Source organism: Nitrospina gracilis Nb-211 (assembly GCF_021845525.1).
Classification (GTDB): Bacteria; Nitrospinota; Nitrospinia; order Nitrospinales; family Nitrospinaceae; genus Nitrospina; species Nitrospina gracilis_A.
In genome coordinates, this window is sequence record NZ_JAKJKD010000001.1 from 433,515 (window position 1) to 448,688 (window position 15,174).

A 15,174-nucleotide genomic window follows, 5' to 3' on the forward strand; every position below is an offset into this window, starting at 1 on the left:
TCGCTTCACGGGTGGGCGGCGCTGAGTTTGTCAGCCCTCAATATACCATTTCCCCCGTGGCGTTAAAACGAAACCTTTCAGCGTGAGGCGGGTGAAACCCTGCTTGCCCATCTCGCGAAGCACGCGCTGGGCGCTGTCTTCGCTTGCCTTGGGCGCGGCCAGCGGTGCCTGGCTCATGCGTTGCAGGAGGTCCTGCTCCACGGTGTGCAACGGATGCGCGCTGTCCTTGAGCGACTGCATCAGCAGGCGGAGGGTGGCCTCGCCGATTTCGTTCAGCGCTTTGGCGTTTGGCTTTGCGCCGCGCAGGTTGACGCCGATCTTGTTTTCCGTTCCCGAATTGCGCACGAACACCGCCGCCTCGCGTCCGTCGGCGGAGGTCATCGCCACGTACAGCATGTCCGGGTCTTCGCCGAAGCGCACCGTCTTGCAGACGAAGCCCAGCTCCTTCGCCTGTTTGCGGATGAGCGTCAGCACGCGTTTCCACACCGGCGAATTGTGATGAAACTCCGCCTGTTTCACATAATAGGCATAGAGCGTTGCCTTGAAGCCGGGCGCGAACGGTTTGGCGAGCACGGAGTAATACCGGTTCGCCGGTTTGTTTTGCAGAAGCGATTCCGTGGCGGCGAAGGTGTTGAGCGCGCTTTTGAGTCCGTTGCCGCAGAACACGGGCACGCGCCCTCCCGCCTGCGTGTTCATCCAGCCGAGGGTGATGTTGTGCCCGGTCTCCTCGCTCCCCACCGCGAAGGCAAGGGAAAGCGGCGCGTCCGCACGGCCGCCACCCAGGCGGTCGATCTCTCGTTCCAGCGTTTCAAACTGCGCTACGTCGAAACGTCCGTCCGCTTGCAAGGCGTTCAATTTTTTTTGGAGCGGCGCTTTTTGTTTGGCTGGCAACGATTGGATGCGGGTGTGGGCGATCATCATCGCGATGCGGTACAGGATCCATTTGTCGCCGACGGCGGAGAGCTGGCGTTTCAATCCCAGTTTCTGTGCGGCGATGCCGGTGTTCAGATCGCTTTCGACGGTGTGGATGTACGCGGCGTTTTTGTAGCGGTCCGGCTGCTTTCCAACGAGGTATGCGGCCTGGAGGTATGCGGTTTCGTCGCCGCTCGACACAGTCAGGTGGTCCTGAAATGGATCGTAGTCGAGCCGGTAGAAGCGGTCGCCGTCGGCGTCGAATACGGCACCCGCGATGCGCCGCTTGCCGTTTTGAATTTCCGCCCGGTGCCTGCGTCCCAGTTGGAACAGCTTCACCACCGCCTTGTGCTTGCGGAACGCGCCGGATCTGGAATCGATCTCCTCCGCCGTGATGGTGCGGTGGCCTTCCAGGTCGGCGACGCCGCTGTTCACGTTCACATGCCCGTCCATGTGCGTGTTGGTCTCGATGACCCGGCCGAATCCGGCGCGGCGCAACACGGCGGCGGCGATTCCTGTCAACGCGCCGCAGGCCGGGTCCACCACCAGCGTGATGTTTTTAAAACGTGCGGGATCGTCCACCCAGCTGTTTTCCGGATCGAGGGAAAAGTGCAGAAACAGGTCGAGCGCCGATTCATGCCGGTCGATGCGTTTCCCCTGCAACGGATGATTGACGAGCGGGGGTGCGTCCAGAAGCGCGCGCGTGAGGGCGATGTCGTTTTCCGGCAGGAGCTTCATGCCGCGGTGCGCGAGGAAAATCTTGATGCCGTTCTGGTCCTTCGGGTTGTGCGAGGCGGTGACCATGAAACCGCCGTCGGCGTTCGCGTATTGCACGTACATCGGGACCAAGGGCGTCGGCGCAATGCCCAGCACGTGGGCGTCGGCCCCGGCCTTGCGGATGCCGCGCACCACCGCCTCGTTGAACTTGCCCTCGATGTCGCGCGGATCCCACGCCACCGCAAACACCGGGCGTGTGTCGCGGCGCCGCTCTTTAAGCACCGTCTGCACGTGGGCGTAGGCGTACTGCTCCATGAACAGGTCGGTGATGACGCCTTTTTCAAGAAACGCTTGCTGTGGTGTGAGTCCCTTGATCGAAGGGTGCGAGGACAACGCCACTTCGCGGCGGATGCCGTCGGTGCCCTGAATGCGGAACGTGTTGTGGGATGTGGTGGATTGCGTCATGCGCCGGTCGCGGGTGTTGAAAACCGCGCAATTCTAACACAAAAGGAATGTGGCTCGTAGCAGGCAGACCATGCGTTTGGGTTATCCCGCGGTGACGCGCGGCCGGCTTTGGAAGGTGAGTTCGTACTCCGCCTCCACCCACGGCACGTTCGGGATCGGCGCGTCGGCGGGCGTCGGTTTCTGGATCGGGTCGTAGGGATTGGACTCGATCGGCACGTTCTCCAGGATCGCGACGTCCGGCGTGACCGCATCGCGCCGCAAAAGGGGCAGGGTTCCCGGCGCGAAAGAGAACTGCCGGGCCGCGTCCTCCAGTGCTTTCAAGGGCGAGGCGCCGTCGGCCAACTGCGCCTTGATGGCTTCCTCGATTTCGTGGTTGCGTTCCATCAGCCGCCGGTGCGGGTAATCGGGTTTCGACAGGATCATGAACTCGAGGTGCGGCCAGTAGGTGTTGATGAAGTCGTCGAAATCCACTTCCACCTCGCGGCTCAGGCGGATGTCGCGCGCACCGTTGGGGTTGGTCTTGAGCAGATCGTTGTACACGCGCACGATGTTGTGCGTGGCGTCATACAGGATCACCCACTGGTACGTGGTGCCGCGCTCGAAGGTGCGGAAGGAGTCGAGCGACTGGATCAGCGTCACCATCAGGCTGTGCATGTCTTCCATATTCAGGAACGACGCCGACCACGGAAAGCGGTCGCGGTACCACGCCGGGACGTCCGCCGGATACGAGTCGCGTTGCGAGCCTTCGGGTTTCTGGTGATCGTTTTCGACATAGTTCAGGATGTCGTCGAGTTCCTTGTAAGCGAGGTCCAGCCCGGCGCGCACGATGGTGTAGGGAAACAACTGGCGCTGGTATTCCATATACTGCGCGAGCTCGGGATTGTCCGCCTCGCGTTTCAACCGGGGTTCGCGTTGATAAATGTCCTTGGCAAAGATAAGCATGATTGCGGAATCACATTGAATGAAGGGTGAATGGATATGCGGTTCAGCGCGGCCCGGATTTGGGTTTGAACAGGTCGCCCAGCGATTTCATGATGGCCTGTTTTTCTTCCGGCGTCATGTTTTTCACCCGCTCCTGCACTTCGCGCAGTTGTTCCGGTGTGAGCTGGGACATGGCCTTCTGCATTTCCCCTTCCAGGTTGGACAGGTTGTTGAGCCCGGGCATGCGCTTCAGCATGTCGAGCCACGACTCCGCACCGCCGCCGGGCGGGGTGTAGGCGTTCGTGGACGGTTCCACTTCCGGGTCCTTCGCCACTTCTTTGTGGTGAGGCGACGGGAACACGATGTAGTCGCCCTCGATGTGGCCGGTGATCTGTTCGTTCTTCAGGTTGGCCAGCACGGTCTGGAGCGCGGTGCCGTGGTCCTTGCAACTCTGGTACACGGGCTTGAACGGCAGTTTCACCGTTTTCTCCGGGTACCCATTCTTTTCGATGGAATACTTGATGTTGGTTTCTACGGTGTGGGTGTCGGTCATGAATCTGCTTTATGGAAATCGAGAAGGCCCGCGCGCGCCGGACGTGTTCCAATGCATGAAACCCGCCGCGCCATTTCTGCAAGACGTGCGTTCCGGTTTGATTTAAGAATTTGGCCTCATTTTAGTACATCCCGCGCCCAGACCCAAATAAAACCCCAAAGCCTGAGGCTTTTCACAACGGTGCGGGCTTTTCGGCGTACAGGGAGCACGCACGAGGGTTTTGGAAGGCGTTCAACATTTGTGCTAGAATTTTCGCAAATAACAGGAAACGGAACCATCCACCCATTTTCAATCATTCAACCTGGGTCTCCAGGGGGAGGTGTCCATTATGAAAAAGCGAATTGGTGTGGTGCTGGCCGGATGTGGCGTGTTTGACGGATCGGAAATCCACGAAGCCGTCATCACTCTCCTGACCATCGACCGCAACGGAGCGGAGGCGGTGTGTATGGCTCCGAACGTGGACCAGATGCACGTCATCAACCATCTCACCGGAGAAGAGGCGAAGGGCGAGAGCCGTAACGTGCTGGTGGAGTCGGCGCGCATCGCCCGCGGCGAGATCAAGGACATCACCACGGTGAAGGCGGATGACCTGGATGCGATCATTTTCCCCGGCGGCTTTGGCGCGGCCAAGAACCTGTGCGACTTCGCGGTGAACGGGGAAAACTGCAAGGTGCATCCGGAAGTCCAGCGGCTGGTGCGCGAATTCAAGGACAAACAGAAACCGCAGGGCGCGGTGTGTATCGCTCCGGCGGTGATGGCGGGCATCTACAAGGATACCGGCATGCACCCGACGCTCACCATCGGCAACGACAAGGGCACCAGCGGCAAGATCGTGGCGATGGGAAGCAAGCACCAGGACTGCGCGGTGGAGGACATCGTCATCGACCAGGCGGCGAAGATCGTCACCAGTCCGGCGTACATGCTGGGCAAGAGCATTTCGGAAGTCGCCGCAGGCATCGAAAAGACGGTGAAGGAACTGATCAAGATGATCTGACGGTGCGCCGTATCGTCTCTGTGAAAAACAAAAAGGGTCCGGCTGATTTGCCGGGCCCTTTTTTTGTTTGCGCTCTGCGCGGTCAGATTTTGTGGTGTTGCAGAATCTGGTCGAGGGTGTTGGTGGTGGACAGGCCCTTGACGATGGGCACCAGCGCCACCCTGCCGCCGTAGGCTTCCACGATTTCGCGCCCCACCACTTCATCGATTTTGTAGTCGTTGCCTTTGACCAGGACATCGGGCCGGAGTTCGCGGATCAGGTTTTCCGGCGTCTTTTCGTTGAAGATGACGATGTAGTCCACATCCTGCAAGGCGGAGAGAATATTCGCGCGCTCCTGCTGGTTTTTGATGGGGCGGCTGGGTCCCTTGATGGCGCGCACCGATTCGTCGCTGTTGAGGCCGAGGATCAGGATGTCGCCCATGCGCCGGGATTTTTGCAGGAACTCGATGTGCCCGCCGTGGATGAGATCGTAACAGCCGTTGGTGAACACCACTTTCTTGCCGATGTTCTTGGCGAGGCTGACGATCTTTTTCGCTTCCTCGACTTCGAGAATGGTCGGCGACGTGCGCAGCATGTCTTCCTGCAGAAACTGGTTGAGCTCGTTCAACGTGACGACGGCGGTGCCGATTTTGCCGACGACGATGCCCGCCGCCATGTTGGACAGGCGCGCCGCTTCCTCGAAGGTGAAGCCGCTGAACAGCGACATGCCGAACACGCTGATCACCGTATCGCCGGCGCCGGTGACGTCGAACACCTCGCGTGCGACGGTGGGGATGTTCACCGGTTTCTTTTTCTTGCGGTAGAGGATCATGCCCTCCTTGCCGCGTGTGACCAGGATCGATTCCGCCTTCGCCAGCGAGATCAGGTACTCGGCGGCGCGGTCGAGGTCGTCCTGTGTGGCGATCTTGATCGGCGCGACGCGCTCGACTTCCAGTTGGTTCGGCGTGATCACCGTGCATCCCTTGTATTTGCTGAAGTCGGTGCCCTTGGGGTCGACCACCACGTGTTTCTTCGCGTTCTTGGCGCGGTGCATGATGGTGTGCGTCACTTTTTCGGTGAGAATGCCCTTGTTGTAGTCGGAGCAGATGACGCCGTCCATTTGCGGCACGGTTTCGTTGATGTAATTGATGATCTTCTTTTCCGTCTCCACCATGATGGGCCGGTTGTCTTCCTTGTCGATGCGCAGGACCTGCTGGTTGTGCGCGATGACCCGGATTTTGGACGTCGTTGGCCGGTGAACGAAACGGAAGATGCCGTCGGTGTGGATGTTGCGGTTGCCGATGAGTTCCAGCAGTTTGTCGCCTTTTTCGTCTTTACCGACGCCGCCGACGAGGTACACGTCGCAACCCAGCGCCACGAGGTTGTTGGCGACGTTCGCCGCGCCGCCCAGCGCCAGGTTTTCGGATTTGCTCTCCAGGATGGGCACCGGCGCTTCCGGCGAGATGCGGCTGACCGATCCCCAGATGTATTCGTCGAGAATGAGGTCGCCGACCACGAGGATCTTCAGCCGTTTCTTTTCATCAAACAGGTGCTGGAATTTGGTTTTCATCCTAGAACTCCTGGTCAAGGATTTCGCAGAGGATGTGACCGATGGTGATGTGCACTTCCTGGATGCGCGCGGTGTCGGCAGACGGCACGATGATGGGCACGTCCACCAGGTCTTTCAGTTTGCCGCCGCCCTTGCCGAGAAACCCGATGGTGACCGCGCCGATTTCCTTCGCCGCCTCCACTGCCTTGATCACGTTGCCGGAGTTGCCGCTGGTGCTGATGGCGATCACCGTGTCTTCTTTCCGCGCGAGCCCCTTCACCTGGCGGGCGAACACGTCGTCGAAACTGTAGTCATTGCCGACGCAGGTGAGGATGGACGAATCGACGGTGAGCGCGATGGCGGGGATGGGGCTGCGCTCCAGTTTGTAACGGCCGATGAACTCCGCCGCCAGGTGCTGGGCGTCCGCCGCACTGCCGCCGTTGCCCATGAGCAACAGCTTGCCGCCGTTCTCGAAACTGTGACGCACGTGATTGATGGCCTCGAGGATCTGCGGCGCCAGCGTGTTGGCGACTTCGCGTTTCAGATCCGCGCTTTCGTTCAGAAATTCCTTGATCCGGTCCATGGGGTTCCTTTGAGTTTCGCTTACAAAAAACCTTCTTCAGAAAAACTGTAATACTCCGAGCCGCCGATGATGATGTGATCGATCAACTGGATGCCGATGATCTCGCCCGCCTTGGAGACGCGGTGGGTGATTTCGATATCCGCATGGCTGGGTGTCGGGTCGCCGCTGGGATGGTTGTGGATGAGCACGATCCGCGCGGCGGATTCCTTGATCGCAGGAATCATCACTTCCCGCGGATGCACAATGCTGGCGTCCACACTGCCTTCCGAGATGGTGAGGTCGCGGATGATGTTCAGCTTCTGGTTGAGCAGGACGACTTTAACGATTTCCTTTCTGAGATTTTTCAGGAAGGGTGCGTACAGGTCCACAAACGACTGGCAGGAATTCATCTTCTGCCGCTGGCCGACGCTGTGCGCGGCCATGCGCTTGCCGATTTCCATGGCGGCCTTGATCTGTGCCGCCTTGGCCACGCCGATGCCGGGAACGGAACACAACTCGTTCACCGAGGCGCGGTCGATGCTCTGGAAATTCCCGAACTCCTGAAGGAGTTCGCGGCTGATGTCCACCGCGTTTTTCTGCGACCGATGGTCCCCCGACCCGATCAGAATGCCGAGCAGTTGCGCGTCGGACAATTTGTCTTCGCCGTAACGGACGAGCCGTTCCCGGGGACGATCATCCTCGGGCCAATGCTTGATTGAGGACGAGGACGTGGAGTTGTCTGCCATAAGAGCGCCATCATGTCTTCGGGGGTTCCATTTGTTGCTTGAAATAGTCCAGAGTGGCCCGGAGTCCCGTTTCCAGATCGACCCGGGGCTCCCAGCCAAGGAGGCGGCGGGCCTTGTCGATATTGGGCCGCCGCAGTTTGGGGTCGTCCTCCGGCAATGGTTTGTGAACGATTTTACTCTGGCTCCCGGTGACTTGCAAAATTTTCTGGGCCATCTCCAGCAGGGTCATTTCCTTTGGGTTGCCGATGTTGACGGGCTCGTTGATGCTGGAGGTCATCAGGCGGTAAATGCCGTCAACAAGATCGGACACGAAACAGAAACTGCGCGTTTGGGTGCCGTCCCCGTACACGGTGAGGTCCAGTCCGTTCAACGCCTGGTGCATGAAGTTGGGGATGGCGCGGCCATCGTTGAGGCGCATGCGCGGTCCGTAGGTGTTGAAGATGCGCACGATGCGCACTTCCTGTCCGTGGGTACGGTGGCAGGCGGTGGTCAAAGCCTCGGCATAGCGCTTGGCTTCGTCGTACACACTGCGCGGGCCGATGGGATTCACGTTGCCCCAGTAGGTTTCCGGTTGCGGGTGCTCGTGCGGGTCGCCGTACACTTCCGACGTGGAGGTGATGAGGAACACGGCGTTCTTCTCGCGCGCGAGGTCCAGTGTGTGGTGCGTGGCGTAGGAGCCGCACTTGAGCGTGACGATCGGATGCGCGTAATAATCCGGCGGGCTGGCCGGCGACGCCATGTGCGCCACGTAGTCGAGCGGGCCGTCGTACGAAAACGGTTCGGTGATGTCGTGCTCGATGAAACGGAATCGCGAATCGGTGATGTGCGCGATGTTGTCGCGCGAACCGGTGATGAAGTTGTCGAGGCATACCACCTCGTGTCCCTTATCAAGCAGAAGATCGCAGAAATGCGATCCCACAAATCCGGCGCCGCCGGTCACCAGGGTGGTTGGCATGGGTGTCCTCTATTCGGATTGGATGGGTTGCGGCGCGGACTCGAACCGGTGGCCGATCTGAACGTCATGCCCGGCGAGAAAGTCCTGCGCGTTCATTTTCTTTTTGCCCTCGGGTTGCAGTTCGGTGAGGATCAGCCGATCGTCGGCGGTGCCGATTTCGATGCCGTGTTTGGTGACACGCAGAACCGTGCCCGCTTCGTCGGTCGGTTGCCGCGGTGCGATTTCCGTCTTGTACAGCTTGAGCCGGTGACCGTTCAGGAACGTGTAGGCGCCGGGCCACGGGTTGAGTCCGCGCACCAGGTCGTGCAGGCGTTGCGCGGGCTGGCTCCAGCATACCCAGCCGTCCTCTTTTTTCAGCTTGCGGGCGAAGGTGGCCTCGTCGGGATTCTGCGGCGTGATGGGGAGCGTCCCCGCCTCCAGTTGATCGATGCTCTCCAGCGCCAGCTCCGCACCCGCTTTGGCCAGCGCATCGTGCACGTCCTGTGCGGTGTCGTTCGGCCCGATGGGCACTTTGCGGATCAACAGCATGTCGCCGCTGTCGAGGCCGGGGTCGATCTTCATCGTGGTCACGCCGGTTTCGGTTTCGCCGTTGATGATGGCCCAGTTGATGGGCGCGGCGCCGCGGTACTTCGGCAGGATGGACGCGTGGATGTTCATGCAGAAATGTTTCGGCAGTTCCAGGAAGTTGGGTTTCAGCAGTTGACCGTAGGCAATGACGACAATGAGGTCGGGTTGCAACGGTTTCAACTGTTCGACGAAATCAGGCGCGCTGGCTTTCGTGGGTTGCAGGACGTCGAGTCCGTGAGCCAGTGCGAACTCCTTGACGGGCGGCGGCTGGGCGGCGCGGCCGCGGCCTTTCGGCCGATCGGGCTGGGTGACCACCGCCTGCACGGTGTGGCGCGACGCGTGCAGGGCCTTCAGCGTGGGCACGGCGAAATCGGGCGTGCCGAGAAAGACGATGTTCATCCCGCTCCTTGCTCTTTGAGCAGTTTCTTGAATTTGCGTTTCAGCATGTCGCGCTTGGTGCGGCCCAGCATGTCCCAGAACAGCTTGCCTTCCAGGTGGTCGAGTTCGTGCTGGAACGCACGCGCGAGGTAATCTTCCACCTCGTAGCGCACGTCGTTGCCGTCGAGATCGACGCCCTTGACTTCCACGCGCTTGAAGCGCGGTACGTCGGCAACGATCTCCGGAATGCTGAGACACCCTTCCTGCCCGTCCTGCTCCTCTTCCGCCGCGGTGATGATGGGATTGACGATGATGAGGGGGTTGTGGTCTTCCTTCCTTTCGGCATCGAAACCGAAATCGACCACGATCAACCTCTGCGGAATGCCCACCTGGTTGGCGGCAAGCCCGACGCCCACGGAATCGAACATGGTTTCGATCATGTCATTCGACAGCGTCACCAGGTTGCCGTCGATATTTTTCACCGGCTCGCACTTTTTGCGGAGCACCGGGTCGAGACAATTGCGTATGTTTAATATAGACATTTGTTATTTCTTGAATTGCGGTCATGTGCCCCATGCGGAAACGGCGTATTGGCCGTGCTGGAACGTGGTGCGGTCATTATAAAGCACTTTCGGTAAATGGCCAATTTTCAGGGATCAGGAATGCGGCGGGGTGGAATCCGGTTCCTTCTGGTTGAAAGACAACAGCGCCGGGTTTTGCAGAATGTCGATGTGCAGGTTGCGGGCCTTGACCGGCAGGATGACGGTGAACCGCGTGCCTTGTCCCGGCTTGCTGTCCACCCGGATGTCGCCGCCATGCATCTTGACGATGCCGTAACTGACGGACAGGCCCAGCCCGGTGCCCTTGACCAGCGGCTTGGTGGTGAAAAACGGATCGAAGATGTTCTTCATGGTGCCCGGTGAGATGCCCTGGCCCGTATCGGTGATTTCCAGGTGGATGTTGCTTTTTTCCAGGCTGGTGCGGATGCCGATGCTGCCATGTGGCTCCGTGATGGCTTCCTCGGCGTTCTGCAGAATGTTCAGGATGACCTGCCGGATCTGGTCCGGTACGGCCTCGATGTTTTTGACATCGGAGGAGTAGCTGCGGACGAGATCGATGTTCTTTTCCTTCAGTTTCTTCTTGATCAGGAACACCATGTCCTCCACCGCTTCGTGGAAATTGAACACCTCTTTTTTATCCGACGACGGGCTGTGGAAGTTCAACAGCTTTTTAATGAGGTTGGAGATGCGGTCGCATTCCTTGATGGCGAGCGAGACGAAATCACGGTCCTTTTCCTGCAGGTTGCCCCGGCGGAAAACTTTTTCCAGCACACTGCGGATGCCGAAGATGGGGTTGTTGAACTCGTGCGCCATGGAAGCGGCGAGCTTGCCGGTAGCGGACAGTTTTTCCGCGTGCATCAACTGGCGGTGCGCGCTTTCGAGGTCGGCGGTGCGTTGTTCCACCAGTTCTTCCAGGTTGTGCCGGTACTTGAACAGCTCCTCTTCCGCTTTTTTCTTTTCCGTGATGTCCTGCACGATGGCGAAGTAAACCGGGCGTGAGGCCATTTCCGAGTACTGAATGCGCATCTCGACGGGATAGGTGGAGCCGTCTTTTCTGCGGTGGTGGGTTTCGAACACGATCTGCTGGAGCTCGCCCTGCAGGGGTTCCAGCATTTTGAAAAATTTTTCGCGGGTGAAGTGCGGTTTCAGGTCGAGGGGCGTCAACTGTGCCAGTTCCTTCATCGAATAACCCAGGTTCTGCCGCGCCCCCAGGTTGACCTGCAGGAACCTCAGGGTCTTGGCGTCGAACACGAAGATTTCATTGGACGAGTTTTCCAGGATGCGGCCCAGCGAGGAGGTGCGTTGTTCCGCGGCTTCGGTTTCGCTGATGGCGGCGGTGAGGATGAGTGTCATGATGGTCAGCACCAGCAGGTAGAACTGGAGCAGACGGAGCGAACTTTCGACCGTTTGCAGGGCCATGGGACCGCGTCCCTGCGCCGTGCCCCAGATGGCGGCCAGCGATACCAGCAGAATGGCGATCACCGCCCCCGCCTGGCGGAACCGGAACGCCGACCACACCAGCACGGGAAACAGCAGGTACACCAGCGGATAGTGCCAGTAGATCAGCCAGTCGCCGAACGCCATCTGCGTCGTGAAATAAAAGAAAAAGGCGAGCGCCGTGGCTTCCAGCGCCTGACTGCGCGTCAACCGGATCGGACCCGTCGACAGGTACACCATGAACAGGGGTGTCACGGTCAATATGCCCATGGCGTCGCCCAGCCACCAGGTCATCCACGCCGAAGCGAACTGGTCCGGCTGGAGGAATCCCCCCAGCAGGAGGCTGGTCTGCGCGAGGGTGGAATGGATGGTGGAGTTCAGCGCGCCGACGCCGAAGATGAAGATCAGGACGTCCTGAATGCGGGTCAGGGGGTTGATCGAGCCGACGCCGTACCTGAGGAGCAGGGCGCCGGTGGCGGTCTGGATAACGGCCCCCAGGGCAATGAAGGTGGCGACCGGAAAGAAACCGAGCAGGGTGAACCCCGGTACGGCGGCCATGGAGCTCCACAGAAACATTGTGAAGGTCAGCGATCCCAGCCAGATTCCGGGAAGGATGCGCGGGCCCCAGCAAAGGTATGCGCCCAAGGCGAACCCGGCGGGCGCGAACAGGGGGATGGAATAGCCGTACACGTTGGCCAGCCGCACCATGCCGAATCCGCACAGGAAATAAAGCAGGGCGGTCAGCAGGTTCCGTCCGAGGTTGCGTCGTATCCCTTGAGTGCGGGGCGCCTTCATCCCATCTGCCCTTGAGTGGTGGAATTCCTTAAATTATAGGGCGGTTCGGTCAGGGGCACCACCGTTTTCTGGAACGGCGGGATGCAGGCGGCTCATTCCAGGTATTCCACGTAGCACTCGAATTCGCCGTTGGCGGTCCAGTTGATTTTCATGTACATGGGCATTTTGGTTTCGCGGTCGATGACAGCGGTGCGCACCTGTTCCGCCGTCAGCTCCTCCGCCCCCCGCAGATCGGCGCCTTTGAGGTTGGCTCCGGACAGGTTGGTGCCGCGAAATTTCGCTCCCTGCAAACTGGCGCGACTGAGATCGGCCTTGGAGAAATCCGAATCCATGAGAATGGAACCGTGTCCTATGTCCGCCCCGGTGAACACGGTGCCGACGGCGCGTGCTTCGGTGAAATCCACTTTCGCCAGATTGGCCCCGGCGAAATTGCCCTCGTTGATCTCCGCATCAAAAAAGTTGGAGCCGCCCAGGTTGGCTTCCCGGCAATTCACGCCGATCATGTCCGCGGAAACGAAGATGGTGCCGATGAGGATGGCGTTTTGCAGATTGGCTCCGCACAGGTCGGCATAAGTGAGGTCCATGCCGCACAGGTCCACCTTGGGCAGGTGCAGGTTCGCCAGCGTGGGAATGCTGATGCGGTTTTTCCACATGGCGTTCAGAATTTCACCTTTCTTCTCCACCTCGGAGGCGTCTTTGCCCTCGCGATATTGCTCCCACAATTCGAGCAGTTCTTCTTCTGAAAGATGTCTCATTGTATTGCCTTTGGTTTATATATGATGCATTTGCGAATGATTGATTTGGGGTGTTGAAACCCCAATCATAGACTGAAATGCATTAGGAAAAAAACCCAAAAGGAGGTGGTGGGGGGAAAACGCGCTGGCCTTCGGGGGGGGCCGGCGGGGCTCAGGCGGAGGCGCCGAGCCGCCTGCCGGGAATGAGGTACTCGCGGATGTAATCCCGCACACCCTCCTCCAGCGAGGACAAACTCCGGTTGTATCCGGCATCCCGGATTTTCCGCATGTCGGCGCAGGTGTGGTACTGGTACTGGTCGCGGATGGAGGCGGGCATCTCGATGTATTCGATGAGCGGCTTCTGGTTCATGGCGTCGAAGATGGCGCGGGCCAGGTCGTTCCAGTTGCGGGCGGTACCGGAGCCGATGTTGAAGAGGCCGTTGACCTCCGGGTGATCGTAGAAGAACAGCGTCATGGCGACCGCGTCCTTGATGTAAACGAAGTCGCGTTCCTGCCCGCCGTCGGCGTATTCGGGGCGGTAGGATTTGAACAGGCGGATGCGCCCGGTGTCGCGCACCTGAAGGTGGCCTTTCAGCACCATGCTCCGCATGTCCTCCTTGTGATATTCGTTGGGACCGAACACGTTGAAGTATTTCAGGCCGACGATGTGCTTCAGCAGTCCCTCGTCGCGCGCCCACACATCGAAGCGGTGCTTGCTGTGGCCGTAGGGGTTGAGCGGTTTCAGGTCGTCCAGGCGGTCCTCATCGTCGTTGTATCCCTGTTCGCCGTTGCCGTAGGTGGCGGCGCTGGAGGCGTAGATGTAACGCGCACCCTGGTCGAGGGCGAAGCGCGCCAGCGTCTTGGTGTATTCGAGATTGTTGATGCGCAGAAACTCTTCATCGGTTTCGGTGGTGGAGGAACACGCGCCCATGTGGAAGATCGCCTCCACCTTCGGCACGTCTCCCGCGCCCACCGCTTTTATGAATTCATCGCGGTCGAGAAAGCGGGAATGGTTCAGGCTTTCCCGGTTTTTCTTTTTTTCCGGATGATCGTCCACATCGACGATCCAGAGGTCGTCGTGCCCGCGCTGGTTGAGGCTGTGCGCGAGGGCACTGCCGATGAATCCCGCTCCTCCCGTGACTATGATCATGATTACGGTTCTTTGGTTTTTTGCTGTGGGGGGGTTGATGATTTCTTGTGCATGGTGCTCCAGTCCGCATCCGGCAGGAGCGGTTGGGGCGGGGCGCCGTTGCCGGCGGACATCTTCTCCAGCATCTTCACCCGGTTGCCGGCGGCGGGGTGGGTGGAGAGGTACTGCGTCCACTCAGGAACGTTTCCTGTCTCGTCCTGCACCATTTCAAGCAGTTTCTTTTCTTCCTTTTCCAGTTTCTCGAACACGCGCACCATGCCTTTGGGATCGATGCGCGCGGCGATTATCATTTTCATGCCTTCCCGGTCCGCTTCGGTTTCCATGCTTCGGCTGAAGCGCAGGCTGTCCAGTTCGCCCGCCGTCTGCAGAACACCGCTCATCACGCTGTTGGTGTCGCCCACCATCATGGAGAGAAGCATGCCGGAAGCCAGTTGGCGGATGATACCGCGAGTCGAGTGGCGGTGCAACACGTGTTGGAACTCATGGGCGAGAACGCCCGCCAGTTCTTCCGCCGACTCGGTCTGGTTGAGCAGTCCCTGAAACACCACCACGATGCCGCCCGGCAGGGCCAGCGCGTTGATCTGGTTGGAGGGATGGATCGACACGCGGAAGTCGTAAGGCTGGTCCGGCACCGTGGCCAGCAGGCGTTCGGAGATGGCGTCCAGCATCTGTTTCTGCGTGCCCACGGCGGTCTGCGGGGCCCCGCGGAAAAGCGATTCGTACACCGTGTCGCCCAGCTTCACCTCCCACTCCACCGGTACGTTCTCGGCCACGCGGTCCGCCATGGCCGGGATGGCGAGCGTCCACACCCCGTACAGCAGAAAGGGAATGGCCACCACCGCCAGCCACAGCAGGATGCGGCGGCTGGAAGCGTGCTTCGGCCGGGACCAGAAACTGCCCAGCGCGTTCGGGGCGATGGCTTCCACCTGCTCGAGGAAGGTGGTGTCTTCCACCAGCAACTGTTCGGTAACGGACTGGGCCGGGTCTCCGGTGGTGCGCTCCAGGTGGACGGACTTTTTGCCTTTACCGGACGGGGACAATCGAATCTGCGGGTACGGCCAATCGATTTCCTGCCCGTTTTTAAAACGCAGGGTCAGGGACTGGGGCGTGGCGCGGATGAGTACGGGATGTTTGTTGGCCGTCCGGCCGTCGTAATACCAGGCCCGGAAAGCCGCCGGGGTGGCCGCCATACTGCGCTCC

General features: G+C 59.8%; 14 protein-coding genes. 1 reads left to right on the forward strand and 13 read right to left on the reverse strand.

Annotated elements, in window-relative coordinates:
• Nucleotides 1-30: 30 nt before the first annotated feature.
• The 3 genes from J2S31_RS02115 to J2S31_RS02125 form a co-directional block, all read right to left on the reverse strand.
• Complete coding sequence (locus tag J2S31_RS02115; RefSeq protein WP_237097396.1) at nucleotides 31-2,094, reverse strand: hypothetical protein; 2,064 nt, start codon at nucleotides 2,092-2,094, stop codon at nucleotides 31-33.
• 81 nt (nucleotides 2,095-2,175) lie between these two features.
• The gene (locus J2S31_RS02120; RefSeq protein WP_237097397.1) at nucleotides 2,176-3,036 is read right to left on the reverse strand and encodes a hypothetical protein; all 861 of its coding nucleotides are present in this window, start codon (nucleotides 3,034-3,036) and stop codon (nucleotides 2,176-2,178) included.
• A 43-nt stretch (nucleotides 3,037-3,079) separates the two neighbouring features.
• A complete protein-coding gene (locus J2S31_RS02125) occupies nucleotides 3,080-3,568 on the reverse strand; it encodes a hypothetical protein (protein ID WP_237097398.1) in 489 nt (162 codons plus the stop codon).
• Nucleotides 3,569-3,896: 328 nt separating this feature from the next.
• On the opposite strand from J2S31_RS02125, the gene elbB reads away from it, so the two are divergent.
• The gene (gene elbB, locus J2S31_RS02130) at nucleotides 3,897-4,562 is read left to right on the forward strand and encodes an isoprenoid biosynthesis glyoxalase ElbB (protein ID WP_237097399.1); all 666 of its coding nucleotides are present in this window, start codon (nucleotides 3,897-3,899) and stop codon (nucleotides 4,560-4,562) included.
• A gap of 82 nt (nucleotides 4,563-4,644) precedes the next feature.
• Here the strand turns inward: elbB and rfaE1 are convergent, their stop codons facing one another.
• The 10 genes from rfaE1 to J2S31_RS02180 all read right to left on the reverse strand — a co-directional run bounded on the left by rfaE1 (nucleotide 4,645) and on the right by J2S31_RS02180 (nucleotide 15,164).
• Nucleotides 4,645-6,111 carry a D-glycero-beta-D-manno-heptose-7-phosphate kinase gene (gene rfaE1 / locus J2S31_RS02135; RefSeq protein WP_237097400.1) on the reverse strand — a complete coding sequence of 489 codons (1,467 nt, stop codon included), beginning with the start codon at nucleotides 6,109-6,111 and terminating at the stop codon, nucleotides 4,645-4,647.
• A 1-nt stretch (nucleotide 6,112) separates the two neighbouring features.
• Nucleotides 6,113-6,673, reverse strand: coding sequence for a D-sedoheptulose-7-phosphate isomerase (locus J2S31_RS02140; RefSeq protein ID WP_237097401.1), 561 nt, complete (start codon nucleotides 6,671-6,673; stop codon nucleotides 6,113-6,115).
• A gap of 20 nt (nucleotides 6,674-6,693) precedes the next feature.
• Nucleotides 6,694-7,398 (reverse strand): RadC family protein, encoded by a 705-nt coding sequence (gene radC / locus J2S31_RS02145; RefSeq protein ID WP_237097402.1) that lies wholly within the window; start codon nucleotides 7,396-7,398, stop codon nucleotides 6,694-6,696.
• A 10-nt stretch (nucleotides 7,399-7,408) separates the two neighbouring features.
• On the reverse strand, nucleotides 7,409-8,353 hold the full coding sequence (locus tag J2S31_RS02150; RefSeq protein ID WP_237097403.1) for a UDP-glucuronic acid decarboxylase family protein: 945 nt from the start codon (nucleotides 8,351-8,353) through the stop codon (nucleotides 7,409-7,411).
• 9 nt (nucleotides 8,354-8,362) lie between these two features.
• A complete protein-coding gene (fmt, locus tag J2S31_RS02155) occupies nucleotides 8,363-9,319 on the reverse strand; it encodes a methionyl-tRNA formyltransferase (RefSeq protein ID WP_237097404.1) in 957 nt (318 codons plus the stop codon).
• The gene (gene def, locus J2S31_RS02160; RefSeq protein ID WP_237097405.1) at nucleotides 9,316-9,840 is read right to left on the reverse strand and encodes a peptide deformylase; all 525 of its coding nucleotides are present in this window, start codon (nucleotides 9,838-9,840) and stop codon (nucleotides 9,316-9,318) included. The genes fmt and def overlap by 4 nt, the downstream gene beginning before the upstream one ends.
• 114 nt (nucleotides 9,841-9,954) lie before the next feature.
• Nucleotides 9,955-12,090 (reverse strand): MASE1 domain-containing protein, encoded by a 2,136-nt coding sequence (locus tag J2S31_RS02165; RefSeq protein WP_237097406.1) that lies wholly within the window; start codon nucleotides 12,088-12,090, stop codon nucleotides 9,955-9,957.
• Nucleotides 12,091-12,182: 92 nt separating this feature from the next.
• A complete protein-coding gene (locus J2S31_RS02170; RefSeq protein ID WP_237097407.1) occupies nucleotides 12,183-12,845 on the reverse strand; it encodes a pentapeptide repeat-containing protein in 663 nt (220 codons plus the stop codon).
• A gap of 151 nt (nucleotides 12,846-12,996) precedes the next feature.
• Entirely contained in the window at nucleotides 12,997-13,974 is a 978-nt protein-coding gene (rfaD, locus tag J2S31_RS02175) for an ADP-glyceromanno-heptose 6-epimerase (protein WP_237097408.1), read from the reverse strand.
• 2 nt (nucleotides 13,975-13,976) lie between these two features.
• A complete protein-coding gene (locus J2S31_RS02180) occupies nucleotides 13,977-15,164 on the reverse strand; it encodes a M48 family metallopeptidase (protein ID WP_237097409.1) in 1,188 nt (395 codons plus the stop codon).
• Between the last annotated feature and the right edge of the window lie 10 nt (nucleotides 15,165-15,174).

Coding starts and splice junctions, on each gene's coding strand:
- elbB (WP_237097399.1), top strand. CDS start 3,897: ATGAAAAAGCGAATTGGTGTGGTGCTGGCCGGATGTGGCGTGTTTGAC.
- J2S31_RS02120 (WP_237097397.1), bottom strand. CDS start 3,036: ATGCTTATCTTTGCCAAGGACATTTATCAACGCGAACCCCGGTTGAAA.
- rfaE1 (WP_237097400.1), bottom strand. CDS start 6,111: ATGAAAACCAAATTCCAGCACCTGTTTGATGAAAAGAAACGGCTGAAG.
- J2S31_RS02125 (WP_237097398.1), bottom strand. CDS start 3,568: ATGACCGACACCCACACCGTAGAAACCAACATCAAGTATTCCATCGAA.
- J2S31_RS02115 (WP_237097396.1), bottom strand. CDS start 2,094: ATGACGCAATCCACCACATCCCACAACACGTTCCGCATTCAGGGCACC.
- J2S31_RS02180 (WP_237097409.1), bottom strand. CDS start 15,164: ATGGCGGCCACCCCGGCGGCTTTCCGGGCCTGGTATTACGACGGCCGG.
- radC (WP_237097402.1), bottom strand. CDS start 7,398: ATGGCAGACAACTCCACGTCCTCGTCCTCAATCAAGCATTGGCCCGAG.
- fmt (WP_237097404.1), bottom strand. CDS start 9,319: ATGAACATCGTCTTTCTCGGCACGCCCGATTTCGCCGTGCCCACGCTG.
- J2S31_RS02170 (WP_237097407.1), bottom strand. CDS start 12,845: ATGAGACATCTTTCAGAAGAAGAACTGCTCGAATTGTGGGAGCAATAT.
- J2S31_RS02150 (WP_237097403.1), bottom strand. CDS start 8,353: ATGCCAACCACCCTGGTGACCGGCGGCGCCGGATTTGTGGGATCGCAT.
- J2S31_RS02140 (WP_237097401.1), bottom strand. CDS start 6,673: ATGGACCGGATCAAGGAATTTCTGAACGAAAGCGCGGATCTGAAACGC.
- J2S31_RS02165 (WP_237097406.1), bottom strand. CDS start 12,090: ATGAAGGCGCCCCGCACTCAAGGGATACGACGCAACCTCGGACGGAAC.
- def (WP_237097405.1), bottom strand. CDS start 9,840: ATGTCTATATTAAACATACGCAATTGTCTCGACCCGGTGCTCCGCAAA.
- rfaD (WP_237097408.1), bottom strand. CDS start 13,974: ATGATCATAGTCACGGGAGGAGCGGGATTCATCGGCAGTGCCCTCGCG.